The organism is Methylomonas sp. MgM2 (assembly GCF_054172045.1).
On record NZ_JBSYXO010000006.1, the window covers coordinates 137,597 to 162,614 of the forward strand.

The window sequence follows — 25,018 nt, forward strand, 5'->3', positions numbered from 1 at the left end:
ATTCACCCACTGGGGCAAATTCATGTCCCGCTGGGGTCATGGTTTGCCCTTTATCTTGGAGCACACCATGAAAAATAGAACCTTACACAATGCATTCCCCATCGTTGCTGCCGCCATTGGCAACCGCTTCGGCATTAAAGTCAGTGTAGGCGGTGATCAAGCCTATACCGATGGGAAATCGATTCAACTGCCGGCGTATGACGGCGATGATCCGGATTACCAGGATTACGCCTGGGGCTTGTTAGCCCACGAAACGGCGCATATTCGCTATTCGGATTTTACGCTGCATTATGGCAATTCGGTATTACGCCGGCGGCTTTGCAACGCGATTGAAGATGTCCGCATCGAGCACGAACTGGCCAAGGGCTTTCCGGGTACGCGACTGACGATAGGCACGGTGATTGAAAAGATGATTGCCAAAGGCGACTTTGTCGCCAGCCGCATCGACGATCATCCGGCCAATATCCTGTACAGCTTTGTCTTGAAAAATTTGCGTGCCAGGGTATTGGGTCAGTCGGCGTTACGGCCGTTGGTCGAGGAAACCGAAATCGCATTGAAGGCAACGTTTCCAAACGGTGCGGTGACGCGGCTGAAAGGCTTGCTGTCCGAAGTACCGGAAGGTTTGCATTCTGAGTCCGATTGCCTGCATTTGACCGATCGAATCCTGACCATGATTGAGCAGGAGTTCGAGCAACAACAGAAGCGTAATCAGGCACAACCATCGGCGGATGATGAAGCCATGCATCCTGAACCGGATGAAACCGATCAGAACGCAGATTCAGAAGATTCGGACGATTCGAATGGCAAGGATTCCGAGGATGACACGGAGTCCGATGAACGCTTACCCAACGACACTGATGACGAATCGTCTTCAGAATCCGGTGGTAACGATGCATCGAATCCGGAAAATCCTGACGAAGAACCGACAACATCTTCCGATAGTGCTCCATCCAATCCGCAAGATGAGGATGTAGAAAATACGGAGATTCCCGACCCGATGTGCGTCTTGCAAACACTATTGTCCGCCGAAGACGGTGACATTGAGCAAGACCTGTTCGAATCGCTGAAATCGGCGTTGTCGTTGGCGACCGAAGACGTATCGGAATTGCTAATGCCGAGCGGCCACGAGCCGCCCATGGACGAGCAAGCCGGTGCGTTTTTGCTGCGCAAGGTGCAAAGCGAATCGGGGAAAATCCGCGCCGCGTTGCAAGGCCTGGTGCAATCGCAAACCTTAAATCGCCCACAACACGCCTGTCGTGGTCGTCGGATGGATGGCAAACGTTTGCATCGCCTACCTCTCGGTGAAATCAGGGTATTTCAGCGTCAACAGGTGAAAGCGGCACCGAATACGGCCATTCATCTCTTACTCGATAAATCCGAAAGCATGGGTTATCAGGTAACCGATAGCCAGGGTCAACCGACTGGATCGCGTATGCCGATTGCATTGGAAGCCACTTTGGCACTGGCGTTGGCCTTTGAAGGGATTCCGGGTGTCAATCCCGGCGTCACTGCGTTTCCAGGCCATCACGATGATTCGGTTTTTCGTCTGATTGAGCATGGCCAACGTGTGAATGCCAGAACTGGTGCCTTCTCTTTGTCGGCTACCGGCAGTACGCCGATGACCGAAGCGATTTGGTTTGGTGCGGCGTCACTGCTGCGTTGCCGGGAACCGCGCAAGGTATTGATGGTAATGACCGATGGTCAACCCAACGATACCCTGAGCACACTGGAGCTGTTGCAGCGCTGCCGCGATAGCGGTATTGAAACCGTCGGTGTGGGGTTGGGACTGGATGTCAGTCATCTATTCCCGATTGCCATCACCATCAACGAACTTCAAGAGCTGAGAGCGCAATTGTTCGAGCTCTCTAAAGCGGTGTTGTTGGCGGCTTAAATACTGAAGGAGATCTCGCTTACTCGAACAAGGTCGATAGTCGTGCTAGTACGTCATCCATGATGGCGTCCGGCACGCTATCGACCCATCGGGCTTGGCGTGCCACCAAATCGAGGACGCGCGGTTGATCGCAGCGAATCACACCGGTGGTTTTGATTCCCGTCAACGGAACCGCAAATCCCAGGCGCCGCGCGAAATCACCGCCCGTGGTGATCGGTAATACCACTGGCAGTTTGGTGACCTGATTGAACTCATCAGGCGAAACAATGACCACCGGCCGGCTGCCTTTTTGTTCATGGCCTGAGGTCGGATCGAGCGAGACTAAATAGATATCTCCTCGCTTCATAGCAGTTCATTACCCACCGCTGGCGTATCGAGCCATTCGCGCTCTTCTTCGGACAGTGGTGCTGAATAATCGGAATTGGCCAGTAATTCAGCCAGGGTGTAATGCGGCTTCGGAGAAGGCTCTACGACTAATCGGCCGTGATCGATAACCAAGCCTACCGTCGCGCCGGCTTGCAAGTGTAATTGTTCCAATAATGCCGGAGGCACCGCCAACATAACTGAGCCGCCGACTTTACGTAGATTGGTAGTGTGCATAGCATCGCTCCGGAGATAATTGTTATACAAAAATATAACATAAAACACCATCCGCTGGCCAGATTTTCCAATGGCTCGACATCTCAAGTCCAGCATCGGAAAATCAGACTCTTCATGCATTCTTTTCAAAGAATGCTGAGTCCGACCTCGGTCGGCGTTCCGTCATTGGGCGGCGAGCAAGGTGTTCCCTTGATCGTGTCGGGTGCGTTAAGCCCGATGTAAATCGCAGTGGTATGACCCACTGCAAATCAAAACCCGCTTCGGGCGACCATCGCCCGGCCGGGTACTGTTCATTCGAAGTGTTTTCTTAAATTCTATAAAGGAGAACTTCAATGAACTTTATTTTCGGCGTCATCCTTTTGGCAATGTTTATCCTTGCCTTGCGAGTGATTTGGGCAACCGCGTTGCAACTGTTGAGCGCATTGAAACACGCAGCTCAAATGTTTCACCGCTATCGTGCACAGCGATTGGCGCGTAACCGGCTTCCGGTCATCATGCCTCGTAGTCGCGAAGATGTGGATTGGTTGGCAATATCGGATTCGGTGCGTCAAGAAATCCAGAGTCGCAATCGCGAAACGAATCGCGAACTGGAACGCTTGGAACTTCAATATCAAGCCAAACAGAAAACCATCAAACTCTACGAAGCGGATATTGAAATCGCCAAACTGGAGCGGGAGTTATTGAAACTCAAACCGACGATCGTCTCGGCGGAAACCGAGGCTAAACCTCGTCGGCGGTCTAAAAAAGCGACCGAATCAGCCATGGTGGACGACAAGTCCACTAAAACCGCTCAACAGGTTTTTCAATTGCGGGAAGCGCTAAAAGGTAATGCCAACGCGTTACCGGTTAATCAGCAAGCCCGCCATTGAATACCTTTAGCGTGGTTCCGGTTCCAGTATTGATGCTGCGAACCGGAATTCCGTATTGACTGGAGTCATCGGCCAGTAGGCAGTGACCTTCGGGCAATAACGACAACAAGTCGTTCTGGGTTTCCCGGCGAATTTGTCGAATCTTGTTGAGAAACGGCCAGGTTTGTTCAGGATCGTCAACGCGATTGAGCACGTCGGCTTCCAATGTGTCCAATTTTTGGAAAATTTGTTGGCAATGTCGAACGACTTTTAGCGGTTCATCGACCGGAATCGCCATCGGTTTTCGTACCGGTTGCGTCCTCTCGGTCTGCTTAGGACTGAGGAAATCAAAAATGCGCAAAATATCGTCAAACATGGCTATTTCTCTGCTTTTTAAAGAGTTTTAGTCACCATATACCGATTTTTGTGTGAATTCAACCCCGCTGTGCTAGCCGACTTTCGGCATTAATCAGCGTTCTTTACTTGCAGGAACCTCATCCTGCCGGGTGGTCGTTCCTGCGTTTTGTTGGAGGAAATGACCATGAAATTAATCGAACCACCAAGCGTTACTGCAATGCAGACCGAAGCCAGCACGGTTCGCCATCTGAATCAGTACCGCTGTCCCTACTGCCAAACCGAATGGGAGGATGAATGGGATTGTGCCTGTAATGATCGCTGCCCGGACTGCAACAAAGAGATAGAACCCTACGAAAGTTCACCGATCGATCGAGAATCGGCGTAGTCGGCTAACCGGTCGAAGGACAATCATCAGCCAATGCACCATGCACCGGCAGAAGGCATGAATTTAGAACAGTTGATTTCAGTGGCATTGCAAGCCTTGGGAAAATCAGCGTTGTAAAAACCACCAAAAATCGCGCGCTATTTCAGACGCAGCATGCATAAAAACCAGAGTCAGCCAGATCATTAGATCAGGTACTCATTTTTTCCACCCACACGGGAATGTCCTATTCCCGCTGGGGAATCGTGATGTTTCCGTTTTATACATTGAGGACAACATCATGAAACAAATCTTTGAACACACCTTCGGCACTGGTCATTGCATACAGTATCAGCGCTTGCCATCCGGCACCTGTTATCACACCGATACACCGGAACAAGTGATTGAGCTGTTGGAACAACTTCGGTACAACCGGCGCAAAATCCGGCTGTATTACGGCGACACCCAAACTGGCCAGTCCTGGCTCGATGAGCACGACATCATCGGCTGGATCGGCCGCTCGACCGGCACGATCAAAGTGCCGTTACTGATCGAACCCGGCGAAATCGGCGGTCCGGCAATATTGGACCACTGCATTGTTCGAATCGACAGCCCACGCCAGATACTTTTCCAACACGACTACTTTCGGGTTGGCGCGTTAGAACTGGTGAAAGGCGAGCTTAAACGCTTGCCGTGGGAAGTCTGGATCGATGGTGCCGTGCATGCCCGGTTCAAGGCAAAAATCGAAGCCAGGCAATACCTGGACTTCATTCAAGGTCAGCGGTTTGCGCTGATCTGACGCACCGTTTTCTGGGTTTACGCTCGGCTACGCCGAGTTTTAATCGGCCATGCAGAATGATGCAATCCCCTCCGGGGTTGCATCATTCATCAGGTACACATAGTTTTCTACTGCACATAGGGGGCATTTTGTTCGTTCGAGCATGACAGAGCCTGTTCAGCGCCACGACCGTCTTATAATTGATGTTGTTGAATGTCTTGGCCCTTCTGGACATTATCGGTCAATCAATAGCTTCCCACAGCGCGTGATTCGATCGAAGCTATAGACATGTTCTCGCGGGCTTTCATAACAACGCCCCACCAACCTTCGCCTGTAATCCGGTTCACCTTTTTCGAGATAGATTGTAGCTCCGCAGATCGGACATGACGCAGAATAACGAACTAATCGAATCACTCTTAAATCGCCATCTCTCAGTAGTTCGAACTGCGCCGACTTTTCCCTAATATTGGTGAACAGTTCATGTGCCAGGACGATTCGATCATCGAACAATAATACCCAAGGCTTGATGACGGACACCCAGACGACGTATGGAATTACAAAAATGCTCACTAATAATGTTAAATCCCGCGTCATCACCGGCCTAGGCACGGATAATGACAGCCATCCGCCATAAGAAAGTAAAACAGCAAAGCCACCGATAGTGAGTAACCATCCCAATACAACCCAAACATGCCATTGTCGTAATTCGATTTGTCCCCGACGAAATAACCAGCGAGCCATCCAACTGGGTTTAACTTCACCGGGTTCAGTCATTTGATAAATGGCCTGGGCATCGGTTGACTTATTCCCCGCCTTCAAATCATTGTCCGCTTGGTCATCATCGTCCGTGAGTTCAGGAATTTGCACAGGTTGGATGTAGAACGTGGCATACCGTCCAGGACCTCCCTTTGTGCTTTTGCGTTCCGGCTTTGGATAATGAGATAGCCCCCGCTTACGAGCAAAATCTATGACTTGAGGTTCTCGAGTTTCCCAATATTTTTTCAACGAACCCGGCCAATCGATCCATTTTTTAGGCTCGGTATTTCCTAGCGGTTCACCGACCGCAGCAACGATTTCGTCTGCGGTAAACCGACGCTTCGACTCTTCGAATTCCGCTTTTTTTAATGACTCCTGGGCTAACGCGCGCAATATGCGATGGCCTTTTTCATCACTGAGTTCGCTATCCAGCCAGTCGATCAAGCATTGAATCACTTCGCGCATAAACCACCCCAAACCAGGTAACCGGCAGTAGTCGTCTTGTTAGCAAACATCCGATTCATAACAATGTCCTCCATAACAGGTCGTAATGAGAGCAAAGAAAAGGTAATGGTTGAGCTTAAATATTCAGGGCAAACATTGATCAAAACAACAACGAGCTTAGAAAACGTTTCTAGCAACTGGCATGAGGTTAGAAGAATTTCAGAATCATTCAATCCATCACGCCTTACGTTTTACCCGATGTTATCGATTGGGCGATGCAATCCGTACTTGGAAAGGCTCAGCCATTGCATAACAACAATTATTTTCCGCTACAGAAGTTACCGCCGCCCAAGGCTTCCAGAGATTTGTGACCCAAATCAGGTCACTTTGCGAACGGGACATTTCCAGATTGTCTTTTTAGCATATCGCCAACAGTCGTTAACTTACTCAGAGACGTTTATGTCAACACTCGATGAAGACCTTGCCCGGTTAAATTTCGAATACCTCATGCTTGCCAGGGAATGTGCGCGTAGTAATCCCGCAGAAACAGCCTGGCGCTTTGGTTTGGATCAAATCGGTATAGACCAACTCGCCGGCATGACACAGGAGCAACTGCGTGAACACGCCGAAAGTAGCCGTGCAGTGATTCAGCTATTGCCTAGCTATACCCCAAGCAACTTGCCAATGACGGCTTATGTGGATCTTCTTCAACCTCGTATCACTGGAACTGCGGATGAAGCCAATGAATTTTAAAAGCCGGCCAAACATAGGTGCCGACTTGCTTTTAGCGGAAAGATTAATCCAACTCGGCGCCCGTCCACCGATTGTCCGCCAACTCTGCCAGCTAACCCGAAAACAAAGCATCGATTTGTTTAAGGCAATACAAGGACAATCGCCCAAACAAGGCATGTTGCCGCATGACCATCAATGGGCCATCCGCTCGGCCTTCAACAACATTCATGCCGCTCTATTTTTAAGCATGGTTGAAGATATTCGGCAACGACTTTGTATCCCGAAATCGAATGCGACTTTACTGGTTGCAGCTTTTGAGATTTACCGCAAGGTTGCGTCCAGGATTTTAGCCGATCCCCAATCTATTCAATCGCACTCAAAGCAACAATGGCCATTAGACATCAATCGGGCTTGGTATTTATTCAGCCTGCTCTCGGCGGGTGATTTAGTTTTCATGCTCTGCGGGCATTGCCATGCCCGTTACCTGGGCATGATTCACCCGGATGCCGCATTTAGTCAATGCCCTATCTGCGACGTGTGGACTGATCGCTCAGGTCGGCGACGCTGGGTTTCAGCAAAATCAAAAAAGCGCACATTGAACAAACCAAATGCTCTTTAAAGACGATCCAACAGCTACTAAGGAGAAGTCGCATGCATATCGTTGTCGTCACAGCCACTGATTGCCAAATACCTCAGCCCATACATGGCAAAAATCTCGCTCGATTGGCGCGCGAGTGTTTTGCTAATCAGCAAACGCTGACCCTTGATTTCAAGGATGTCAAGAACATCACGCAGGGCTTCTTTCAGGAATTATTTTTTCCGCTCATTGCTGAGTTTGGCGCCGATTATTTGAAATCGAAACTCATGGTCATCAACATGAGTGGCGCAAATGAACAGTTGATGCGAACCGCTTTCAACAACCTGGATGGCTATTTCGACAAACTTTTAGCACTCGATTATCAGGGGTGCGACGAAGAAATTTTCGCCATGAATCAGACCTGGCTGATCAAAGCCAGAGAAATCGCTCGGGAAAATCCAGTATTGACGGAATTAGTCTTGGGAATTACCGATGACGCCATGCGTATAGCGCTCGGGCATTTGTCCTTGGAGGACATTCAGTTCCTCGCTCGCTCCAATTGGCTTTGCTTTACGCCACGCTTTTCCAGCCAATTCTTGATGAACTTCCATAAAGAACAGTCGCAGATGGTGGAGGCCATGCTGGGTTTAACCGGCTCTATTTGCTGAGGGAATGACCTATGCTCAGAAAATATCAGCAACAGACGTTAGCCATTGAACTGCTGAAACGCCATGCCAAGGTAAAAATCGTGCATCAAGCCACGGGCATGCCCATCAGATTGCTGCGACAAATTTACCGGCAAATACATGGACACTCACCCAGTCGCGGGTCCATCAAGTTTTCAACGCGCGGTTTGACGGGAAGTCGCCGAAAATATAAAGACGTGACGTTATTTGCAGTTTGTTTTCAGGCGGCTAGAAATGAGCCGGCCGATAATGAAATTCACACATTGATAACCGCTTTCGATGCCTATAAGCATTCCTATCCAATGGGAAATCTAGATTTTTCCGCTGCATGGGTAATATCCCAGGACATCAAAGATAAAAAAGTACAGCTTTCAACCTGTCCAAATTGTCGTGCGTGGGTGCTATTAAACGCGAGAGAAGATCTTGCTGAACGCTGTAGCGTATGTAACAACCCTTTGTGACCAGGCTTACCCAGTGAACATTGAATCCGATCAAAATACGACCGTAAAAGAGAAAGAATTCCTAAAAATCAGCGATATGATCGAAAAACTGGGTGTAACTCGAACCCAGTTTTGGCGAATGAGGAAGGCTGGAGAGGTTCCTCCACCGGTAATTCGAAATCCACAAATGTGGCTTGCAAGTCAGGTTAAGGAATTTTATGAACAGAGGGTAGCCAAAGAAGATGTCGAAACACTTTGATGCTTTAAATGTAGCGCATTGCATTCAAACCTTGTTTTTCGTTTGGTGCTGTCAATTTTTCAATCAAACACGAAATTTTTTCGTGTTTTGAGTAAAAAACAAAGTGACCACAAAAGTGACCACGCAATGAAAAAGAGCTTAGATATTTCTATCTAAGCCCTTGATTTATTTGGCTCCCCCGGACGGGCTCGAACCGCCGACCTAGTGATTAACAGTCACCCGCTCTACCGACTGAGCTACAGGGGATTAATTCGAAACTTACGTATTCAATATGGCGCGCCCGGAGAGATTCGAACTCCCGACCGCTCGGTTCGTAGCCGAGTACTCTATCCAGCTGAGCTACGGGCGCCTTATCGATTTGAGCATTTTAATTTGTATCCACATCCTTGTCAATTATTCTTTATTTTCTGTTTAAGGTGGCGGAGAGAGAGGGATTCGAACCCTCGATGCGCTTTTGGCACATACTCCCTTAGCAGGGGAGCGCCTTCGGCCTCTCGGCCATCTCTCCTACAATCTTATTAACTTTCAGAAGAACTAGATTCAGATTGCTCTTTTTTGATTCTTTCGTAGATTTCTTCCCTGTGCACAGAAACGTCCTTCGGAGCATTAACGCCAATCCGAACTTGATTCCCTTTTACGCCAAGAACGGTGACGGTAACTTCATCACCAATCATCAAGGTCTCCCCCACTCTGCGAGTCAAGATAAGCATACCATCTCCCTTATGTCCAAAGCACTTTGTTTCAGAAACAAACTGAGCTGTTTATTATAGTTTTTTTTCAAAGAAAAGGGAATCTATTTCGCCTTTCTTTTCGGCCTGTGCCCAATCATCCTGTAAAATAGACTTTCTAGCAACAAAAAATTTAATATGGGATTGTAATGCTGATACAGTGGTATCCTGGCCATATGCATAAGGCTAGCAAGGAAATCAAAAACACCTTACCCGACATAGACTTATTGATAGAAATACTCGACGCTCGTATTCCTTTTAGCAGTCGAAACCCTATGTTGGCGGAACTCCGCGGTGACAAACCAACAATACGCGTCCTTAACAAGACCGATTTAGCCGATTCCGAGACCGTAAAAAGCTGGCAAACCCACTTCGAACGGGAACTGTCCGTTAAAACGCTGGCTGTATCAACCCAACAACCGGAGAAAATTAAACAAATAATCGATTTGTGCGCCAAAATGTTGCCAGAAAAAGCACAGACCAACAAGGTCATGCGCACTATGATCATGGGCATTCCTAACGTGGGAAAGTCGACCATCATTAATATCCTGGCCGGACGCAGTATCGCCAAAACCGGTAACGAACCCGCTGTTACCAAACAACAGCAGCGTATCAATCTAAAAAATAATATCGTTTTGTCAGATACTCCCGGCGTATTGTGGCCAAATGTCGAAAATCGCAATAGCGGCTATCGTCTCGCGATTACGGGCGCAATCAAAGATACCGCATTTCAACACGATGACATTGCTCTATTTGCCCTGGAATATTTGGTAACAAGTTATCCCGAGTTTCTAAAAAGGCGTTATCAGATAGATAATCTTCCAACCGACCCAGTCGCTTTATTGGAAGCCATAGGCAAAAACCGCGGCTGTCTCCGCTCCGGCCAACAGATCGACCTGGATAAAGCGGCCAAACTGTTCTTAACCGAATTACGGGCCGGCGTGATCGGCCAAATCAGTTTGGAAACGCCAGAGATGATAGAGAAAGAACTGACTGAGCTAGCCGCCGTTCGCGCTGAGAAAGAAGCCAGGAAAGCGGCGCGAAAACAGCGCCGTTAAGAAACCCGCAACATATTATCTAAAGCCCGCTTCGCTAAAGAGGCTTGCTTAGCCGGTACCGACACTTGGTTGACCACATGGCCGGCTACCAGATTGTCCAACACCCACGCCAAATGCTGCGGATCGGTGCGAAACATCGTGGAACACATGCTCAAAGTTGGGGCCATGAAATGCACACTTTTACCCTCGGATTTGCATTCCTGCGCTAGGCGGTTAACCAGATTCAACTCTGTCGCTACCAGCCAGCGCGTATTAGGCTCGGCCTCTCTGACGGTTTTCAAGATCATCTCAGTCGATCCAATGTGATCGGATTTTTCACAGACTTCGAAACAGGCCTCCGGATGTGAAATGACGATCGTTTCCGGATATTTAGCCTTGAAATCGTCGATTTGCTCGGGTTGGAATGCTTGATGTACCGAGCAATAGCCCTTCCATAAGATGATCTTTGCATCACGGATTTGCTGCTCGGTCAAACCGCCTCGCGGTTTGTTGAAATCCCAGGTCACCATTTGTTCCAACGGGATCCCCATTCGGTAACCGGTGTTGCGGCCTAGATGCTGATCTGGAAAGAACAACACCTTGTCGCGTTTGCCGAAGCTCCAATTCAGGATTTTTTCGGCATTGGAAGATGTACAAACGATGCCGCCATGCTGGCCGCAGAATGACTTGAGGTCGGCTGCGGAATTGATATAAGTCACAGGCGTCACGCTATCTTCCACGTCCATGATTTCGGCCAATTCATCCCAACATTGCTGTACCTTGACTTTGTTGGCCATATCGGCCATAGAACAGCCGGCCGCCAGATCCGGCAGGATTGCGATCTGTTCCGGACGGGACAAAATATCCGCCACTTCAGCCATGAAGTGCACTCCGCAAAAAACGATATATTCGGCTTCCGATTGAGCGGCCTCGCGTGAAAGTTTCAGCGAATCACCGAAAATATCGGCATGTTTAAACACTTCATCGCGCTGGTAATGGTGACCGAGAATGATACAACGCTTACCGAGCTTGTCCTTAGCAGCCTGTATACGCGAGTCGCATTCGGCTTCATCAAGTAAAGCGTAATCATGGATGGGTAACGCAGAGGTCGTCATAGTCAAATACTCTATCTATCAATTAATCATGTCATTGCGCAATAGTTCGATACGCAAATCCGTTTAAAATTCATTTCTAACCTCACATGTCATTTAACGCGTCGGTGAGCAGCGGCCCTAATTCAGCGGCATGCGCCCAATCAAATAAGCGAACGGCGTCAAACAACGTCGCTGTGGAAGGCGCTATCAATAATAAAGCGGTCGTTAAGCTCAATAACAGAATGGAGCCAGCGGGATTTTGATAACCGTATACTTTTAAGGCTGTGCCAAATGATTTTTTCATCCGGCCGTTGGCCAAATCAACGCTAAACAGTTCGTCCAAACACAAATGCACGATAAAACCAAACAACAGAAAAACGCCGCCTAGCCATGCATCCAAATTCGAGGTAGCCAGAGAATAGTACCGAATACAAACCAGCAGCAAAGCGAAAAATATTCCGGCCAATACCGAATGAAACACCCCACGGTGTACAGTCATTCTCTGAAACAAGTACATAAGCAGATAACGGACCACGCCGAAAGCGAGCAACGCAACCGGTATTATTAATCTTTGACTTAGATTGTCTTCCAATGTTTGCCAAATAACACCGGCACAGCATAATCCTAAACCGGTAAATAAGTGTCTGACCTGCCGAGAATGATCCGAATCGATATCCGGCAATAATCCGCCAATCAGTCCTAAAACGACATAAGAAGCGCTCTGCTCCGCATAAAATAAACCGCCATTGACTACAACGACGTTTGCTGTCGAACTTGCAAGCAGCGTCACGCTGACATGGGTCTTAAAATTGGCCACGGCGCATTAATGAATTAGAGATAACAGACAAAGTATATGAATAATGCGCGGTCAATTTACGCAAAAAAAATCTAATCGCAAAATCACATTTTCTGTGGAATCGAATTCTTAATTCCGGTCGGAATGAGCAGGATAACGATCAACATATAAGGCATTTTGCAGCACACTCATCGCCGCCAACTCACCTCGTAACCGCAGGTATTGCAATATGGTCTCTTCAAATTGAAAAACCATTTCCGGATTCATTCCTAAAGTTTGAAACGATGCCGCTAATAGCGCCAAATCGTCCGGCCCGGGCCGTTCTTCATCTACCGCAATATTTTCATTGTTAAATCGAAAAGCAAAAGAGGATCGGGGTACAGCTGCCAAATATTGATCCATATCCGGCAGACTGCCACTCAATTTTGCAAAGTCCTCAGGCATCGTGCGCTGCTGAGCGAATGCGAAAATAAACCCCATCCCTTCTTTGGCTTGGTCCGGATTGATACCTAAACGGTCGACTAAAAAAGCAGCTAAATCGGCTTCAACCATTGGGTCTGTCGTCGATTCCGAGCTTGGCGCAATTTCTGCGATCACGCTGTCCGTCATTTGTTCAACAGACGCACAAGCAATCGTTCCGGATATCACGCACAGGCATACAAGCAATAGGCTTCGATTCAAAAAAATTCCCGCGGAATCAAATCAAAAAATGATCAAACATTGTGTTTCATGATGGGCCGACTGCTAAGTCAACCCATTGCGAAGCCAATTAGTCACGCTTTTCGTCTTTACCAGCCGGTTTACGCAATCTGATGCCCAGTTCTTTCAGCTGTTCGTCGCTGACAACGGCCGGTGCATTGAATAATGGACAAGAAGCGGTCTGAGTTTTCGGGAAAGCGATAACATCCCGAATCGAATGAGCACCGGTCATTAGCATAACCAAGCGATCGAGACCGAATGCAATGCCGCCGTGAGGAGGCGCGCCGTACTTCAAAGCATCCAGCAAGAAACCGAATTTCTCACGCGCTTCTTCGTGGCCGATACCCAAGATCGCGAATACGATTTGCTGCATTTCGGTCCGATTAATCCTGATGGAGCCTCCGCCGACTTCGGTACCGTTCAATACCAAGTCGTAAGCCCGCGAGAGCGCTTTGTCAGGATCGGCTTTCAATTCTTCCACTCCACATTTCGGCGCAGTAAACGGATGGTGAATCGCGGTGTGGCGCTGTTCTTTTTCGTCCCAAGCAAACATCGGAAAATCGACCACCCACAAAGGCTTCCATTCACCGGTCAACAAGTTCCTATCCAAGCCTAGTTTGACCCGCAGGGCGCCCATCGCTTCGTTGACGACGCTCGCTTTGTCTGCGCCGAAGAAGATCAAATCGCCGTTTTGAGCGCCGACTTTTTCCATGACCTTCGCCCAAACATCGGCCGGCGCAAATTTGACGATAGGCGATTGCAGCCCTTCGGCACCCGCGCCCAAATCGTTGACTTTGATATAAGCCAAACCTTTAGCGCCGTAAATACCGACGAATTTGGTCAGCTCATCGATGACACTCCGGCTCATCTCGCCGCCTTCCGGAACCCGCATCGCCACTACACGTCCGTGCGGATCGTTGGCGGGGCCTGAGAATACCTTAAAATCGACTTCGCGCATTTCATCGGCGATGTCGACCAATTCCAGCGGAATACGCAAATCAGGTCGATCGGAACCGTAACGACGCATCGCTTCGGCATAACTCATGACCGGAAATTTATCGCCCAAATCGACATTGATGATGTCCTTGAACAGACGGCGTATCATTTCTTCCACGACCGCCATGATTTCCTGCTCGCCCATGAAGGAGGTCTCGATATCAAGCTGGGTAAACTCCGGCTGACGATCGGCCCGTAAGTCTTCGTCACGGAAGCAACGCACCACTTGATAGTAACGCTCCATGCCTGCCACCATCAGCAATTGTTTATAGAGCTGCGGCGATTGCGGCAACGCGAAAAACGAATTCGGATGAGTACGGCTAGGCACGATGTAATCGCGCGCGCCTTCCGGTGTGGCTTTGGTTAAAAACGGGGTTTCGATTTCGAAAAACTCGCGCTCATCCAAAAACTGACGCAGATGCCGTGTCACGTCGCGACGGACCTTCAATCGATGCAGCATAGCCGGACGGCGCAGATCGATATACCGATAGCGAAGACGGGTTTCTTCGTTAACTTCGATTTCGCTCTCCAGCGGAAACGGCGGGGTTTCCGATTCGTTCAGCACTTCGATGTGCTTACCGAGCACTTCGATTTCGCCGGTAAACATATTGGGATTGTGCGTGCCTTCCGGCCGCTCGCGCACCACGCCTTCGATACGCAACACATATTCGCTGCGCACGTGTTCGGCAATTGCAAAACTATCGGCCGAGTCTGGATCGAACACCACCTGTACCAAACCCGCACGATCGCGCAGATCGATGAAGATGACGCCGCCATGATCTCGGCGACGATGTACCCAGCCGCACAACGCGACGGTTTGTCCTATATGTCGGGTGTTCAATTCTCCACACTTGTGGCTACGCATAATGTTTCTCGAGTTGATCTAAATATGAAATGTGGGTCGGGTTTAACATAACCCGACAGACTGGCTTTGGTTGGACTATACCTTCCCGGTTAACTCAAACCTGGATTAATGGCAGGCGCAACTTCCGCCGCATGCACCACCGGATGAGTTACCGCCTGAATTAGATTCACCGGCAACATTTTTCTTGTTACCACTTTTAAAATCGGTTTCGTACCAACCGCCACCTTTCAAGCGAAAACCGGCCGCAGAGATCTTCTTTTTCAATTCCGCTTCGTTACAGGCCGGACAAATGACTAAAGGATCTGCACCGAGTTTTTGCAAAGCTTCGTGTTCATGACCGCAGGCATTACATATATATTCATAGATGGGCATAACCACTCCATAATAAAACCAAAAACAGCTTGTGAATAAGGTCGAGTCTTGCGTTTTTCAAGACCCATGATGATAGAATGCCGGTCATTTTAATCGAAGACGGGGTAAAAATGGTTAAATTGAATCAGCAATTAACGATCACCCGTCCCGACGACTGGCATTTGCATGTCAGAACCGGCGCGATATTGAACACAGTCATTGCCCATACGGCCCGGCAATTCGCCCGTGCCATCATCATGCCCAACCTGAAACCGCCGGTCGCCAGTGTCGAACAAGCAGTCAGTTATCGTGATGAAATCCTAGCCGCCTTACCGGCCGAATCGACTTTCAACCCCTTGATGACTTTGTATTTAACCGGCAATACCAATATTGATGAAGTCAAAAGTGTCGCCAAATCCGAGCACGTTTATGCGTTCAAATTGTATCCCGCAGGCGCCACGACTAATTCCGATGCAGGCGTTTCCGACATCCGGACTGCCTACCCGATTTTCGCGGCCATGGAGGAACACGACATACCGCTTTTGATACACGGCGAAGTGACCGCACCTGAGTTCGACATTTTCGACCGCGAAAAAATATTCCTCGATACCCAGCTTGCACAGATCACGCAACAGTTTCCGGAGCTGCGTATCGTAGTCGAGCATTTAACCACGAAAGACGCTGTGCAATTCGTCGAAGCCGCCTCGGAAAAAGTCGCTGCCACCATCACGCCGCAACATCTGCTGTACAACCGTAACGCGATTCTGGCCGGTGGCATTAAACCGCATTTTTATTGCTTGCCGATTCTGAAACGAGAGCATCATCGCCAGGCCTTACTCAAAGCCGCCGTTAGCGGTAACCCAAAGTTCTTTCTGGGCACCGATAGCGCCCCGCATCTGACGTCTTTAAAAGAAAATGCCTGCGGCTGCGCCGGCTGTTACAGCGCTCATGCCGCCATCGAACTGTATGCCGAGGCCTTCGAGCAAGCGGCGGCACTTGACAAACTGGAAGGCTTTGCCAGTTTTTACGGCGCCGATTTTTATAGACTACCTCGAAACACCGAAACCATCACGTTAGAAAAACACTCATGGACGGTGCCGAAACAGTACGGAGATGCAGACTGTTCAATCACTCCTTTGAAAGCAGGCGAGCAAATGAACTGGCAAATTGTCGCCAACTAATTGGTGGATTTCAACCGGTCATGGTGTATATCAACTAAGTACGTCGAACTCTGAATGTTCGATAGCCAACTACCAATAGCCTTAATCATTTGATTCATTAATAAAACATAACCCGAGTCTAAGAGGCATAAATTTCGCATACACTTTGTATTCGGCACTCGCAGAAGCATCATTATCCGACAGAAAAATCGGCTTACTCATTTTCCAACAACCCAATCATGTCTAAAGACTTTGTTTACCGCTGGGGCATCTTTCCTCTTTGGCTATTGCTGACACTTACAATTTTCCTGCGCGATCCGATTCCGATCGATGAAACCCGTTATCTCAGTGTGGCGTGGGAAATGTGGTTGCGCGGCGATTTTTTGGTGCCTTATCTGAATGGGCATACCTATAGCCATAAGCCGCCGTTATTGTTTTGGCTGTTTCAAGGCGGCTGGGCCTTATTCGGTATCAACGAATGGTGGCCGCGCTTAGTAGGGCCGCTCTGTGCACTGGCTAATTTAATTTTGATTCGGCACATTGCCGATAGGCTGTGGCCCGAAAAGCCGGCTGTTGCTCAAAACGCCCCATGGATACTCATCGCGACGCTACTATGGACCTTGTTCGCAAGCTCGACCATGTTCGATATCTTGCTGACCTGTTTTGTTTTGCTGGGTATATTAGGCTTGGTCGAAGCGATTAGATATTCTCAGGCAAAGGGTTGGAGCTATTTCGCATTGGCAATTGGCCTAGGCATTTTGACCAAAGGCCCGGTAATATTGCTGCATCTTCTGCCCAGCGCATTGCTGGTCGTCTTCTGGTCCAAACCGGAACAACGCTTTAGTAAATCCTGGTTCGCTTATTTAGGACTAGCCATAATGGCCGGTATCGCTCTCGCCTTGGCATGGGCCCTACCCGCCGCTTCCGCCGGCGGTAAGGAATATGCCGATGCCATTTTATGGCATCAAACGGCGGACCGCACTGTCGGCACCAAAATTCACGCTCGACCATTTTTTTGGTACGCCATTTTTTTGCCTTTATTGGTATTTCCGTGGATTACCTGGCCGCGACTATGGCGTAACTTGCGCCACGTCGATTTTTCCACCGACACCGGCCTCAGGCTAAGCGTCAGTTGGTTATTAAGCTCGTTTTTGTTGTTTTCCGCGCTCCCCAGCAAACAGATCCACTATCTGATTCCGATGCTGCCGGCATTTGCATTGATTTGTGCACGTTTACTAGACCATCCGGCGCGGGAGCTTAAGCCAAGCTCCGACTTCCTACCTTCAATAATCATTGGTTTGGTCGGGCTATTTTTGATATTTCTGCCCGATGTACCCGGCTTGGCCAAACTGAATTGGGTCAAACAAGTGGAGCCGTTCTGGGGGCTCAGCGTCATCGGGATTTCAGCGGCTCTAGCCGCACTGACCGCCTACGCCGGTAAACTCTCTTCGCCCGCACTCTCCAGCGCGGTGGTGGGAGCGGTCTTCGCCGGTTTCATATTTTTCTTTCAATATACCGGTCTGCAATATAATCTTAGGCTGGCCGCAATTAAGCTAAAAGCATTTAACGATCAAAGAATTCCGGTCTGTTACGTTGGCGATTACGAAGGTCAATTACATTTTCTAGGCCGTTTAACCCAACCGTTGCAAGCCATCGAGTCCGGCCAGGCGCGTGACTGGGCGCAACAACACCCGAACGGTTACTTAATTTATTTGGAAAAAACCAAACCGGATCGCGCCGCTTATATGCAGCCGCATCGGGAATATTGGCTGGCGTTTAAAACGGCCCGGCAAATACTCTCTATGTAAGCGGGGCAATCTTAAATCAGAAACCTGCGTCAATTTTGATTAAAATCCGCCCACTCATAAAACTCATATTCAATTTTAGTAACTTACCTGTTAATAATTCATGAAAATTTCGGTTGTAGTCCCGGTTCATAACGAAACCGGGAATGTCGATAGCCTCATCGCCGAGATAGATCGGGCTTTAGATACGCAAGAAAGCTATGAAATGATTTTCGTCGACGATGGCAGCACCGACGACACGCTTCAAAAACTAAGGCACGCCATGCAAAACTACCCGCAATTGCGCGTCTTGCAACATCAAAAAAGTTGCGGTCAAAGCCGGGCGATTCACAGCGGTGTTGCCACCGCCCGACACGATTGGGTCGCGACCTTGGACGGCGACGGTCAGAACGACCCTGCCGACATTCTTAAATTAGTCGACGCGTTGTCGGAACATAATTCCGATCAATTGTGGATGTTAGCCGGCTTTAGGCATAAACGTAACGATACCGGATGGCGAAGATTTTCATCGAAATTCGCCAACACCGTTAGACGAGCCATCTTACACGATGACACACCCGATACAGGCTGCGGATTAAAACTGTTCCGCCGGGATAAATTCTTGGCACTTCCCTATTTTGATCACATACATCGCTTCATGCCCGCCATGATACAAATGACCGGAGGGCAAGTGATTTCGGTGAAAGTAAACCACAGGGCGCGCAGCCACGGTCAGTCGAAATACGGCACTTTGGATCGCTTAATGGCGGGTGTCATCGACCTTCTCGGTGTGGTCTGGCTCAAAAAACGCCATAGCTTACCGGTGATCCGCGAGGTAAAACATGGACAATAACACCATTTGGTTGATTATCGGCTTCACCGGACAAGCCTTGTTCTCCGCCCGCTTCCTAGTGCAATGGATAGCCAGCGAACGGCAACGAAAAAGTGTAATACCAGTGATGTTTTGGTATTTCAGTATCCTTGGCGGCTCCACTTTGCTGATTTATTCCATCCATAAACAAGACCCCGTATTCATTCTGGGACAAGCCGGCGGTTTACTCATCTACATGCGAAATCTTTACTTCGTTGTCAAGCACACGAGGGAAGAAGCGCTAGCCACTGGGAAAAATTAGCCAACCCGCACTAAAATAAAGGCATGATCGGAACGTAATGCCGAGTTATTTACACTAAGAATGCAAAATACGGTTTGTTGGCGGTGGAGATTTGCAATGCGCGTACTAATTTTCCTATTTTTGGCAATGATCTCGGTATCGGCATTGGCCGATGTCTTCAAATGCATCGGCAAATACGGTCAAGCGACTTACCAGAATAGTCCTTGCTCCGCATCCAAAAAAGAACAGCAGCTCGATATAAAATTCGACCCGGTCAAGGAAGCGGAAGCCAAGGCAAAACTTGAAGCGATACGCAGCGAATATGAAACAAAAAAAGCCGAGCGATTAAAGGAAGAGGAAGAACAAAGATCTCAACACCAGGAAGCCGCGTCATTGGAATTTGCTCGGCGGAGCGCCATTGCTCAACAAGAACAAGCGCAAGCGCAACAAAGACAAGCAAACGCACTAGAAAACCAAAACCTTATGCGACCGCTCTATTATTTGCTGCCGGGCCGACCTGTACCTTCTCCCACTATACCGCTACCCCGAGAAAACCCGGACTCCACCATACCCCTACCCCGAGAAAACCCGCGTCGGGCCCCGGTCACGTCCCCTTAGCCCAAACAATCCGAGACTTGCACGGATATGATCGCCATGGGTCGATACTGTTGCAACAAAGCCGACCTCATACTGTTAAGGATTTGGCCAAAAACAACTTCCCGTTTTGCCGATGCGAACCCTGGGGCATACCGAATGAGGAACGCCGCGAACCCTTCCATGGGGGGCTTGACGGCAGCGTCCTTGCTGCCGGCATCCTCACTCGGTACGTCTCCAGTGCCTATTGCCATATCGGGAAGTTGTTTTGGACGATATCCTAAGCCATCGGCTGCCACAGAAATTCGGTATCGCAGCCGATCTAAAACAGTCGACGCGAATAGCCACCGCTTCGTGCTGCCGGTCAGTCATAAAAGACAACTTTTCCAGCGATTCTTAATAGCGCCATTTACGGGTCTAGCCTAAAAACTGCATTTAGCGATTCAATTGGGATTTAGCGAGAGCGACGGCATTCCGAACTTGCTCCGGCGCAGTTCCGCCGATGTGATTGCGTGCCGCCACGGAACCCTCCAGTTTCAAGATATCGAATACATCTTCAGCAATGCTTTCAGAGAAGCCCTGCAATTCTTCCAGGCTCAATTCCGACAAATCGCGCCCGCTTTCCAAACCCAAGCGCACGGCTTGACCTACCACTTCGTGGGCATCGCGGAACGCCATACCCTTACGCACCAGATAATCGGCCAAATCGGTGGCGGTCGCAAAGCCTCGCTTGGCAGCGTTATACATATTCCGAGGCTTGGCTTTCACATGCGGCACCATGTCGGCAAAGGCGCGCAGACAGTTAATTAGCGTATCGACGGTATCGAACAAAGGTTCCTTATCTTCCTGATTATCTTTGTTGTAGGCCAAAGGCTGGCTTTTCATTAACATCAACAGCGACATCAAATGTCCGGCGACGCGACCGGACTTGCCGCGCACCAACTCCGGCACATCGGGGTTTTTCTTTTGCGGCATGATAGACGAACCGGTACAAAACGCATCCGGAATGTCTATAAAATCGAACTGCGCGCTGGCCCACAAAACCATTTCCTCGGAAAAACGCGACAAGTGCATCATGATCAGACTAGCGGCGGCGGCAAATTCGATCGCAAAATCGCGGTCGCTAACCGAATCCAGCGAGTTATTTGACGGCCTGGAAAAACCCAGCAGTTCCGCCGTCATATGCCTGTCGATCGGGTAGCTGGTACCCGCCAGCGCAGCCGCTCCCAGCGGCATGACATTGATGCGCTTGACGCAATCCGATAAACGTTCGCTATCGCGCGCCAGCATTTCGAACCAAGCCATCAAATGGTGACCGAAAGTGACAGGCTGGGCCACTTGAAGATGAGTGAATCCCGGCATTATCGTATCGGCTTCACGCTCGGCCACGTCCAACAAAGCCGACTGTAAACGTTTCAACTCGGCGAGAATGTGGCCGATTTCATCGCGTAGATATAAGCGGATATCGGTCGCCACTTGGTCGTTACGGGAGCGGCCGGTATGTAACTTTTTGCCGGCTATCCCAATCAAGTCAGTCAAGCGCGCCTCGATATTCATATGCACATCTTCTTGCTTGATCGACCAAGCGAACTCGCCGCGTTCGATTTCTCCTTGAATTTGCGCCAGACCTCGACGGATATCGCTTAACTCCTGCCCGGTCAAAATACCGATTTTGCACAGCATCGCCGCATGCGCCAACGAACCTTGTATATCTTGCAGAGCCATCCGTTGATCAAAGCCCACTGATGCGGTAAATTCTTCGACAAACGCATCGGTGGCTTCAGCAAAACGGGCGCTGGACAATTTTTCGGTATTAACAGTGCTCATAACATAATAGGCAAACAATGAATCGGCCAATTATACCGCCGCTTAACCCATTTTTAGCCATTAAATCCGGATAATTATTGATAACCGCCGAGTACCGCCGTCAACGCTTGAGAATAAACTTTAAAACCAAGCCGCATGCTAGACTTCGACGATCCGGCTAAACTAACGTGCTAATCGTTATTTCACCTTAATATTCATCTCTTCGAGATTTCAATGCAGCAATCGGCAGAATTCGTTAACTGGTTTAGAAGCTCCTCGCCTTACATACATGCCCATCGCAACCGCACCTTTGTAATTTTTTTCAGCGGCATCGCGGTAACCGCACCCGATTTCGACAACTTGATCCACGACTTTGCCTTATTAAAGAGCTTAGGCGTCCGCTTGGTGTTAGTGCACGGCATCAGGCCTCAAATTGACGAACGCTTGTTACAACAAGGCGATCAACCGAAATTTCATCACCATTTGCGCATCACCGATGCCACGACATTGCAATACGTTAAACAAGCCGCAGGGTTGGTGCGGGTAGAGATCGAAGCCCTATTATCGATGGGCGTTTCCGGCTCGCCGATGGCCGGCGCAAAAATCCGCGTGGCTTCCGGAAACTTCGTCACGGCCAAGCCCTTGGGCGTACTGGACGGCATCGACTATTGCCATACCGGCACGGTTCGGCGCATCGACTCGCAGGCAATTCATCAACAACTCGACCAGAATAATGTCGTGCTGATCTCGCCTATCGGTTATTCGCCAAGCGGCGAGGTTTTTAATTTATCCGCCGAAGAAGTCGCCACCGAGGTTGCGATTGCATTAAGCGCCGAGAAATTGATTCTGCTGACCGAACAAACGTGTTTATCGCCCGAAACTAAAAAGCCGATTCATCAGTTGACCACCGAGCAGGCGAGCAAGTTGCTACGGCAATATCCGGATATGCCCGGAGCAGTCGCTCGCTCGTTGCGTGCGGCGATACAGAGCTGCCGGCAAGGAGTAGACCGTGCGCATTTAATCGACAGACATCTGGACGGCGCACTGTTACTGGAACTTTTCACCCGCGACGGCGTTGGCACGCTGATCAGCTCGCATGAATTCGAAACCATTCGCCCCGCCACCCTGGAGGACATCGGCGGCATTATGGAGCTAATTAAACCTCTGGAGCAGAAAGGCATACTGGTAAAACGCTCGCGGGAAAAACTGGAAATGGAAATCAACGATTACATTGTCATCGAACGGGACGGCTTGATCATAGGCTGCACTGCATTCCACGTTATGCAAGATAAGCAGAACGCGGAGCTCGCTTGCCTTGCGATACATCCCGACTATCAAAAAGGCGCACGCGGCAACCGTTTATTGCAACACTTAATCGATAACGCTCGAAAACAGAACCTTAGGCGTTTATTTGTCCGCTCGACTCAAACCGTTCATTGGTTTCTCGAACGCGGATTTATTCTTTGCGAAATTGCCGATGTACCTGAGCCGATAAAAAACGCTTATAACTATCAGCGTAATTCCAAGTTGCTGTACAAAGACGTCGGCTGAATTTTAGACCCGATCGTTACGTCGAATCAGTCACGCTGAACTAGGCATGCTATTAAATATCGAAGAATGGAAACTACTGGGCGCTTTCACCCATATTTACGACAATAACTTTGCCCAACAATCGGGAATTAGTACGCACTATGTGGTTTTGGCTTATCAGGTGCAAGTAGACGTCAACTTGGACTTGTTACCCTTGCACCAACATACCGGTTATCGATAGTTCGGCGAGCGCGACAATTTTGCTGAAATCCATCCGAACAGCCGGGTTTATTTCCGGTATTTAACTTAACCAGACCAAACGCCGAGCATGTTGAAAGTATTGCAAATTACCGATTTACACATAAAACCGCATCTTGGCGACACCATGTTCGGGATCGATACCGAGATTCTTTTTCAGCAAACCCTGCAACACGCACACGATCAGCATGGCCGTTTCGATCTGATTCTGCTGACCGGCGATCTGGCGCAACATCCGATCGCAGACAGCTATCGGCGCATATGTCAGCACCTCCAAAGCTACAATACCCGCTGCCTATGCCTACCGGGCAATCATGACGATTTCGGCTTGATGACGATCCATTTGAATCAGGGTGTCGTGAGTTGCGATAAGGTCGTGCAACTAAAGGGATGGCAAATCATCGCTTTGAATAGTCAGAAACCAGGCAGCCCCGCCGGCGACCTCACGTCAAATGAATTAGGATTTTTGGAAAAATGCTTACAGTCCAGCCCTGAGTTAGCGACGCTGATCGCCGTTCATCATCACTGTATCGCCAGCGGCTCGCCGTGGCTGGATACCATGCAGATCCGCAACAGCGGCAGTTTTTTGGCATTGATCCAAGCATTCCCCCAGGTCAAAGCCGTGACGTTCGGACACATCCATCAAGAACTTTCCTCAACCAAGGATCAAATGGCCATTTACGGCACGCCGTCAAGCTGTTTCCAGTTTGCGCCTAACTCGTCCGAGTTCTGCATTGAAAACGCCTCGCCCGGCTACCGGATATTTGAATTGTTTACTAACGGCAAGCTGCAATCGAAATGCTACCGCGCACCGATAAAAATGGACGACCTAGATATAAACGCTCACGCTTATTAAGCGTCATCTCGTCCGGACAAATAGCCGGCCGCATCTATCTGGCTGTCATCCGCAATCAATAGAGCGCCTAACTCATCCATCGCCTTACGGTACACTCGGCGCTTAAAATACACCACATCTTGCAGCGGATACCAATATTCGACCCATTTGAAACTATCGAACTCTTGCTTGTGCCCGCAATCGAATCGCACCGTGGATTCATCACCCAATAGGCGCAACATGAACCAGATTTGCTTCTGGCCTATACACAATGGCTGTGAGTTTTTGCGAATATAACGCTCAGGCAGCTTATAACGCAGCCAATAACGTGTACGTCCCAATAATTGGACATCTTCCGGACGCAAGCCGGTCTCCTCCCACAATTCACGATACATCGCGGTCTCTGGGTCTTCGTCACTGTCGATACCGCCTTGCGGAAATTGCCACGAATTAGCGCCTTTACGCTTTGCCCAGAACACACGACCCTCGTCATTGCAAAGGATGATCCCGACATTCGGCCGGTATCCCTTCGAGTCTATCATGTAAAAACCTGTATTATTTGCCGCCCGTAATGCCGGCTGAATGTTAAAATCGCATTCGGGCAGACCATTAAAACTTAATGGTGCAATTGTTCCACAAATAGG

30 protein-coding genes and 3 tRNA genes are annotated in these 25,018 nt (G+C 49.2%); 18 read left to right on the forward strand and 15 right to left on the reverse strand.

Annotation, left to right across the window (positions count from 1 at the left end; all coding sequences use genetic code 11):
* The first annotated feature begins 67 nt into the window (after positions 1-67).
* Entirely contained in the window at positions 68-1,891 is a 1,824-nt protein-coding gene (locus tag ACW73I_RS07175) for a VWA domain-containing protein (protein ID WP_458028556.1), read from the forward strand.
* A 19-nt stretch (positions 1,892-1,910) separates the two neighbouring features.
* Here ACW73I_RS07175 and ACW73I_RS07180 read toward each other — a convergent pair whose 3' ends face one another.
* Together ACW73I_RS07180 and ACW73I_RS07185 are read right to left on the reverse strand one after the other, a co-directional pair.
* Entirely contained in the window at positions 1,911-2,237 is a 327-nt protein-coding gene (locus ACW73I_RS07180) for a type II toxin-antitoxin system PemK/MazF family toxin (RefSeq protein WP_319961815.1), read from the reverse strand.
* Positions 2,234-2,491, reverse strand: coding sequence for an AbrB/MazE/SpoVT family DNA-binding domain-containing protein (locus tag ACW73I_RS07185; RefSeq protein ID WP_458028557.1), 258 nt, complete (start codon positions 2,489-2,491; stop codon positions 2,234-2,236). Before ACW73I_RS07185 ends, ACW73I_RS07180 begins: the two co-directional genes overlap by 4 nt.
* A gap of 332 nt (positions 2,492-2,823) precedes the next feature.
* On the opposite strand from ACW73I_RS07185, the gene ACW73I_RS07190 reads away from it, so the two are divergent.
* On the forward strand, positions 2,824-3,360 hold the full coding sequence (locus ACW73I_RS07190; RefSeq protein WP_458028558.1) for a hypothetical protein: 537 nt from the start codon (positions 2,824-2,826) through the stop codon (positions 3,358-3,360).
* On the opposite strand, the gene ACW73I_RS07195 is transcribed toward ACW73I_RS07190, so the two are convergent.
* Positions 3,338-3,715 carry a hypothetical protein gene (locus tag ACW73I_RS07195; protein WP_458028559.1) on the reverse strand — a complete coding sequence of 126 codons (378 nt, stop codon included), beginning with the start codon at positions 3,713-3,715 and terminating at the stop codon, positions 3,338-3,340. The two genes, ACW73I_RS07190 and ACW73I_RS07195, sit on opposite strands and share 23 nt — an antisense overlap.
* 165 nt (positions 3,716-3,880) lie before the next feature.
* On the opposite strand from ACW73I_RS07195, the gene ACW73I_RS07200 reads away from it, so the two are divergent.
* Both ACW73I_RS07200 and ACW73I_RS07205 read left to right on the forward strand, forming a co-directional pair.
* A complete protein-coding gene (locus ACW73I_RS07200; RefSeq protein WP_458028560.1) occupies positions 3,881-4,081 on the forward strand; it encodes a hypothetical protein in 201 nt (66 codons plus the stop codon).
* Positions 4,082-4,358: 277 nt separating this feature from the next.
* Positions 4,359-4,856, forward strand: coding sequence for a hypothetical protein (locus tag ACW73I_RS07205; protein WP_458028561.1), 498 nt, complete (start codon positions 4,359-4,361; stop codon positions 4,854-4,856).
* 213 nt (positions 4,857-5,069) lie between these two features.
* Here the strand turns inward: ACW73I_RS07205 and ACW73I_RS07210 are convergent, their stop codons facing one another.
* Positions 5,070-6,035: a hypothetical protein gene (locus ACW73I_RS07210; protein ID WP_458028562.1), complete on the reverse strand. Its 966-nt coding sequence runs from the start codon at positions 6,033-6,035 to the stop codon at positions 5,070-5,072.
* Between the two features lie 84 nt (positions 6,036-6,119).
* Here ACW73I_RS07210 and ACW73I_RS07215 point away from each other — a divergent pair, with 84 nt between their 5' ends.
* Genes ACW73I_RS07215 through ACW73I_RS07235 form a run of 5 tightly spaced genes read left to right on the forward strand, consistent with a single transcriptional unit; the run spans position 6,120 to position 8,729 of the window.
* Positions 6,120-6,788 carry a hypothetical protein gene (locus tag ACW73I_RS07215; RefSeq protein WP_458028563.1) on the forward strand — a complete coding sequence of 223 codons (669 nt, stop codon included), beginning with the start codon at positions 6,120-6,122 and terminating at the stop codon, positions 6,786-6,788.
* Complete coding sequence (locus ACW73I_RS07220) at positions 6,778-7,386, forward strand: FlhC family transcriptional regulator (protein WP_458028564.1); 609 nt, start codon at positions 6,778-6,780, stop codon at positions 7,384-7,386. The genes ACW73I_RS07215 and ACW73I_RS07220 overlap by 11 nt, the downstream gene beginning before the upstream one ends.
* Before the next feature lie 32 nt (positions 7,387-7,418).
* A complete protein-coding gene (locus ACW73I_RS07225; protein ID WP_458028565.1) occupies positions 7,419-8,012 on the forward strand; it encodes an STAS-like domain-containing protein in 594 nt (197 codons plus the stop codon).
* Positions 8,013-8,023: 11 nt separating this feature from the next.
* Positions 8,024-8,491 carry a FlhC family transcriptional regulator gene (locus ACW73I_RS07230; RefSeq protein WP_458028566.1) on the forward strand — a complete coding sequence of 156 codons (468 nt, stop codon included), beginning with the start codon at positions 8,024-8,026 and terminating at the stop codon, positions 8,489-8,491.
* A 13-nt stretch (positions 8,492-8,504) separates the two neighbouring features.
* On the forward strand, positions 8,505-8,729 hold the full coding sequence (locus ACW73I_RS07235; protein ID WP_458028567.1) for a helix-turn-helix transcriptional regulator: 225 nt from the start codon (positions 8,505-8,507) through the stop codon (positions 8,727-8,729).
* 170 nt (positions 8,730-8,899) lie between these two features.
* On the opposite strand, the gene ACW73I_RS07240 is transcribed toward ACW73I_RS07235, so the two are convergent.
* The 4 genes from ACW73I_RS07240 to csrA all read right to left on the reverse strand — a co-directional run bounded on the left by ACW73I_RS07240 (position 8,900) and on the right by csrA (position 9,439).
* Positions 8,900-8,975 (reverse strand) — tRNA-Asn (locus ACW73I_RS07240).
* Positions 8,976-9,001: 26 nt separating this feature from the next.
* Positions 9,002-9,078 (reverse strand) — tRNA-Arg (locus ACW73I_RS07245).
* A gap of 68 nt (positions 9,079-9,146) precedes the next feature.
* Positions 9,147-9,237 (reverse strand) — tRNA-Ser (locus ACW73I_RS07250).
* Between the two features lie 10 nt (positions 9,238-9,247).
* Positions 9,248-9,439 carry a carbon storage regulator CsrA gene (csrA, locus tag ACW73I_RS07255; protein WP_458028568.1) on the reverse strand — a complete coding sequence of 64 codons (192 nt, stop codon included), beginning with the start codon at positions 9,437-9,439 and terminating at the stop codon, positions 9,248-9,250.
* Between the two features lie 167 nt (positions 9,440-9,606).
* Between csrA and ylqF the strand changes: the two genes are divergently transcribed.
* Positions 9,607-10,515 carry a ribosome biogenesis GTPase YlqF gene (gene ylqF, locus ACW73I_RS07260; RefSeq protein WP_458028569.1) on the forward strand — a complete coding sequence of 303 codons (909 nt, stop codon included), beginning with the start codon at positions 9,607-9,609 and terminating at the stop codon, positions 10,513-10,515.
* Here the strand turns inward: ylqF and nadA are convergent.
* From nadA to ACW73I_RS07285, 5 genes are all read right to left on the reverse strand, one after another.
* Positions 10,512-11,609 carry a quinolinate synthase NadA gene (nadA, locus tag ACW73I_RS07265; RefSeq protein WP_458028570.1) on the reverse strand — a complete coding sequence of 366 codons (1,098 nt, stop codon included), beginning with the start codon at positions 11,607-11,609 and terminating at the stop codon, positions 10,512-10,514. The two genes, ylqF and nadA, sit on opposite strands and share 4 nt — an antisense overlap.
* 82 nt (positions 11,610-11,691) lie before the next feature.
* Positions 11,692-12,405 carry a metal-dependent hydrolase gene (locus ACW73I_RS07270; protein ID WP_458028571.1) on the reverse strand — a complete coding sequence of 238 codons (714 nt, stop codon included), beginning with the start codon at positions 12,403-12,405 and terminating at the stop codon, positions 11,692-11,694.
* 108 nt (positions 12,406-12,513) lie between these two features.
* Positions 12,514-12,993 (reverse strand): DUF2780 domain-containing protein, encoded by a 480-nt coding sequence (locus tag ACW73I_RS07275; RefSeq protein ID WP_458028572.1) that lies wholly within the window; start codon positions 12,991-12,993, stop codon positions 12,514-12,516.
* A 160-nt stretch (positions 12,994-13,153) separates the two neighbouring features.
* On the reverse strand, positions 13,154-14,944 hold the full coding sequence (aspS, locus tag ACW73I_RS07280; RefSeq protein ID WP_458028573.1) for an aspartate--tRNA ligase: 1,791 nt from the start codon (positions 14,942-14,944) through the stop codon (positions 13,154-13,156).
* 105 nt (positions 14,945-15,049) lie between these two features.
* Complete coding sequence (locus ACW73I_RS07285) at positions 15,050-15,316, reverse strand: FmdB family zinc ribbon protein (RefSeq protein ID WP_458028574.1); 267 nt, start codon at positions 15,314-15,316, stop codon at positions 15,050-15,052.
* Between the two features lie 77 nt (positions 15,317-15,393).
* Between ACW73I_RS07285 and pyrC the strand changes: the two genes are divergently transcribed.
* The 5 genes from pyrC to ACW73I_RS07310 all read left to right on the forward strand — a co-directional run bounded on the left by pyrC (position 15,394) and on the right by ACW73I_RS07310 (position 19,969).
* Complete coding sequence (gene pyrC, locus ACW73I_RS07290; protein ID WP_458028575.1) at positions 15,394-16,476, forward strand: dihydroorotase; 1,083 nt, start codon at positions 15,394-15,396, stop codon at positions 16,474-16,476.
* A gap of 218 nt (positions 16,477-16,694) precedes the next feature.
* Entirely contained in the window at positions 16,695-18,263 is a 1,569-nt protein-coding gene (locus ACW73I_RS07295) for an ArnT family glycosyltransferase (RefSeq protein WP_458028576.1), read from the forward strand.
* A gap of 100 nt (positions 18,264-18,363) precedes the next feature.
* Entirely contained in the window at positions 18,364-19,092 is a 729-nt protein-coding gene (locus tag ACW73I_RS07300; protein WP_458028577.1) for a glycosyltransferase family 2 protein, read from the forward strand.
* Positions 19,082-19,372, forward strand: a complete 291-nt coding sequence (locus ACW73I_RS07305) for a lipid-A-disaccharide synthase N-terminal domain-containing protein (protein WP_458028578.1) — start codon at positions 19,082-19,084, stop codon at positions 19,370-19,372. The genes ACW73I_RS07300 and ACW73I_RS07305 overlap by 11 nt, the downstream gene beginning before the upstream one ends.
* A 96-nt stretch (positions 19,373-19,468) precedes the next feature.
* Positions 19,469-19,969 (forward strand): DUF4124 domain-containing protein, encoded by a 501-nt coding sequence (locus tag ACW73I_RS07310; protein ID WP_458028579.1) that lies wholly within the window; start codon positions 19,469-19,471, stop codon positions 19,967-19,969.
* A 411-nt stretch (positions 19,970-20,380) separates the two neighbouring features.
* Here ACW73I_RS07310 and argH read toward each other — a convergent pair whose 3' ends face one another.
* Positions 20,381-21,772: an argininosuccinate lyase gene (argH, locus tag ACW73I_RS07315; protein ID WP_458028580.1), complete on the reverse strand. Its 1,392-nt coding sequence runs from the start codon at positions 21,770-21,772 to the stop codon at positions 20,381-20,383.
* 213 nt (positions 21,773-21,985) lie between these two features.
* On the opposite strand from argH, the gene argA reads away from it, so the two are divergent.
* The 3 genes from argA (at position 21,986) to ACW73I_RS07330 (ending at position 24,395) form a co-directional block, all read left to right on the forward strand.
* Positions 21,986-23,302, forward strand: coding sequence for an amino-acid N-acetyltransferase (gene argA, locus ACW73I_RS07320; RefSeq protein WP_458028581.1), 1,317 nt, complete (start codon positions 21,986-21,988; stop codon positions 23,300-23,302).
* A 46-nt stretch (positions 23,303-23,348) separates the two neighbouring features.
* On the forward strand, positions 23,349-23,522 hold the full coding sequence (locus tag ACW73I_RS07325) for a hypothetical protein (RefSeq protein WP_458028582.1): 174 nt from the start codon (positions 23,349-23,351) through the stop codon (positions 23,520-23,522).
* 87 nt (positions 23,523-23,609) lie between these two features.
* Positions 23,610-24,395, forward strand: a complete 786-nt coding sequence (locus tag ACW73I_RS07330; protein WP_458028583.1) for a metallophosphoesterase — start codon at positions 23,610-23,612, stop codon at positions 24,393-24,395.
* Here the strand turns inward: ACW73I_RS07330 and ACW73I_RS07335 are convergent.
* On the reverse strand, positions 24,392-24,916 hold the full coding sequence (locus tag ACW73I_RS07335; RefSeq protein ID WP_458028584.1) for an RNA pyrophosphohydrolase: 525 nt from the start codon (positions 24,914-24,916) through the stop codon (positions 24,392-24,394). The genes ACW73I_RS07330 and ACW73I_RS07335 overlap by 4 nt on opposite strands.
* Positions 24,917-25,018: the final 102 nt, after the last annotated feature.

Excerpts from the sequence above, each read along its gene's own strand:
- ACW73I_RS07175 (WP_458028556.1), top strand. The coding sequence starts at position 68 with ATGAAAAATAGAACCTTACACAATGCATTCCCCATCGTTGCTGCCGCC.
- ACW73I_RS07180 (WP_319961815.1), bottom strand. The coding sequence starts at position 2,237 with ATGAAGCGAGGAGATATCTATTTAGTCTCGCTCGATCCGACCTCAGGC.
- ACW73I_RS07185 (WP_458028557.1), bottom strand. The coding sequence starts at position 2,491 with ATGCACACTACCAATCTACGTAAAGTCGGCGGCTCAGTTATGTTGGCG.
- ACW73I_RS07190 (WP_458028558.1), top strand. The coding sequence starts at position 2,824 with ATGAACTTTATTTTCGGCGTCATCCTTTTGGCAATGTTTATCCTTGCC.
- ACW73I_RS07195 (WP_458028559.1), bottom strand. The coding sequence starts at position 3,715 with ATGTTTGACGATATTTTGCGCATTTTTGATTTCCTCAGTCCTAAGCAG.
- ACW73I_RS07200 (WP_458028560.1), top strand. The coding sequence starts at position 3,881 with ATGAAATTAATCGAACCACCAAGCGTTACTGCAATGCAGACCGAAGCC.
- ACW73I_RS07205 (WP_458028561.1), top strand. The coding sequence starts at position 4,359 with ATGAAACAAATCTTTGAACACACCTTCGGCACTGGTCATTGCATACAG.
- ACW73I_RS07215 (WP_458028563.1), top strand. The coding sequence starts at position 6,120 with ATGTCCTCCATAACAGGTCGTAATGAGAGCAAAGAAAAGGTAATGGTT.
- ACW73I_RS07220 (WP_458028564.1), top strand. The coding sequence starts at position 6,778 with ATGAATTTTAAAAGCCGGCCAAACATAGGTGCCGACTTGCTTTTAGCG.
- ACW73I_RS07225 (WP_458028565.1), top strand. The coding sequence starts at position 7,419 with ATGCATATCGTTGTCGTCACAGCCACTGATTGCCAAATACCTCAGCCC.
- ACW73I_RS07230 (WP_458028566.1), top strand. The coding sequence starts at position 8,024 with ATGCTCAGAAAATATCAGCAACAGACGTTAGCCATTGAACTGCTGAAA.
- csrA (WP_458028568.1), bottom strand. The coding sequence starts at position 9,439 with ATGCTTATCTTGACTCGCAGAGTGGGGGAGACCTTGATGATTGGTGAT.
- ylqF (WP_458028569.1), top strand. The coding sequence starts at position 9,607 with ATGCTGATACAGTGGTATCCTGGCCATATGCATAAGGCTAGCAAGGAA.
- nadA (WP_458028570.1), bottom strand. The coding sequence starts at position 11,609 with ATGACGACCTCTGCGTTACCCATCCATGATTACGCTTTACTTGATGAA.
- ACW73I_RS07275 (WP_458028572.1), bottom strand. The coding sequence starts at position 12,993 with ATGACGGACAGCGTGATCGCAGAAATTGCGCCAAGCTCGGAATCGACG.
- aspS (WP_458028573.1), bottom strand. The coding sequence starts at position 14,944 with ATGCGTAGCCACAAGTGTGGAGAATTGAACACCCGACATATAGGACAA.
- ACW73I_RS07285 (WP_458028574.1), bottom strand. The coding sequence starts at position 15,316 with ATGCCCATCTATGAATATATATGTAATGCCTGCGGTCATGAACACGAA.
- pyrC (WP_458028575.1), top strand. The coding sequence starts at position 15,394 with ATGCCGGTCATTTTAATCGAAGACGGGGTAAAAATGGTTAAATTGAAT.
- ACW73I_RS07295 (WP_458028576.1), top strand. The coding sequence starts at position 16,695 with ATGTCTAAAGACTTTGTTTACCGCTGGGGCATCTTTCCTCTTTGGCTA.
- ACW73I_RS07300 (WP_458028577.1), top strand. The coding sequence starts at position 18,364 with ATGAAAATTTCGGTTGTAGTCCCGGTTCATAACGAAACCGGGAATGTC.
- ACW73I_RS07305 (WP_458028578.1), top strand. The coding sequence starts at position 19,082 with ATGGACAATAACACCATTTGGTTGATTATCGGCTTCACCGGACAAGCC.
- ACW73I_RS07310 (WP_458028579.1), top strand. The coding sequence starts at position 19,469 with ATGCGCGTACTAATTTTCCTATTTTTGGCAATGATCTCGGTATCGGCA.
- argH (WP_458028580.1), bottom strand. The coding sequence starts at position 21,772 with ATGAGCACTGTTAATACCGAAAAATTGTCCAGCGCCCGTTTTGCTGAA.
- argA (WP_458028581.1), top strand. The coding sequence starts at position 21,986 with ATGCAGCAATCGGCAGAATTCGTTAACTGGTTTAGAAGCTCCTCGCCT.
- ACW73I_RS07325 (WP_458028582.1), top strand. The coding sequence starts at position 23,349 with ATGCTATTAAATATCGAAGAATGGAAACTACTGGGCGCTTTCACCCAT.
- ACW73I_RS07330 (WP_458028583.1), top strand. The coding sequence starts at position 23,610 with ATGTTGAAAGTATTGCAAATTACCGATTTACACATAAAACCGCATCTT.
- ACW73I_RS07335 (WP_458028584.1), bottom strand. The coding sequence starts at position 24,916 with ATGATAGACTCGAAGGGATACCGGCCGAATGTCGGGATCATCCTTTGC.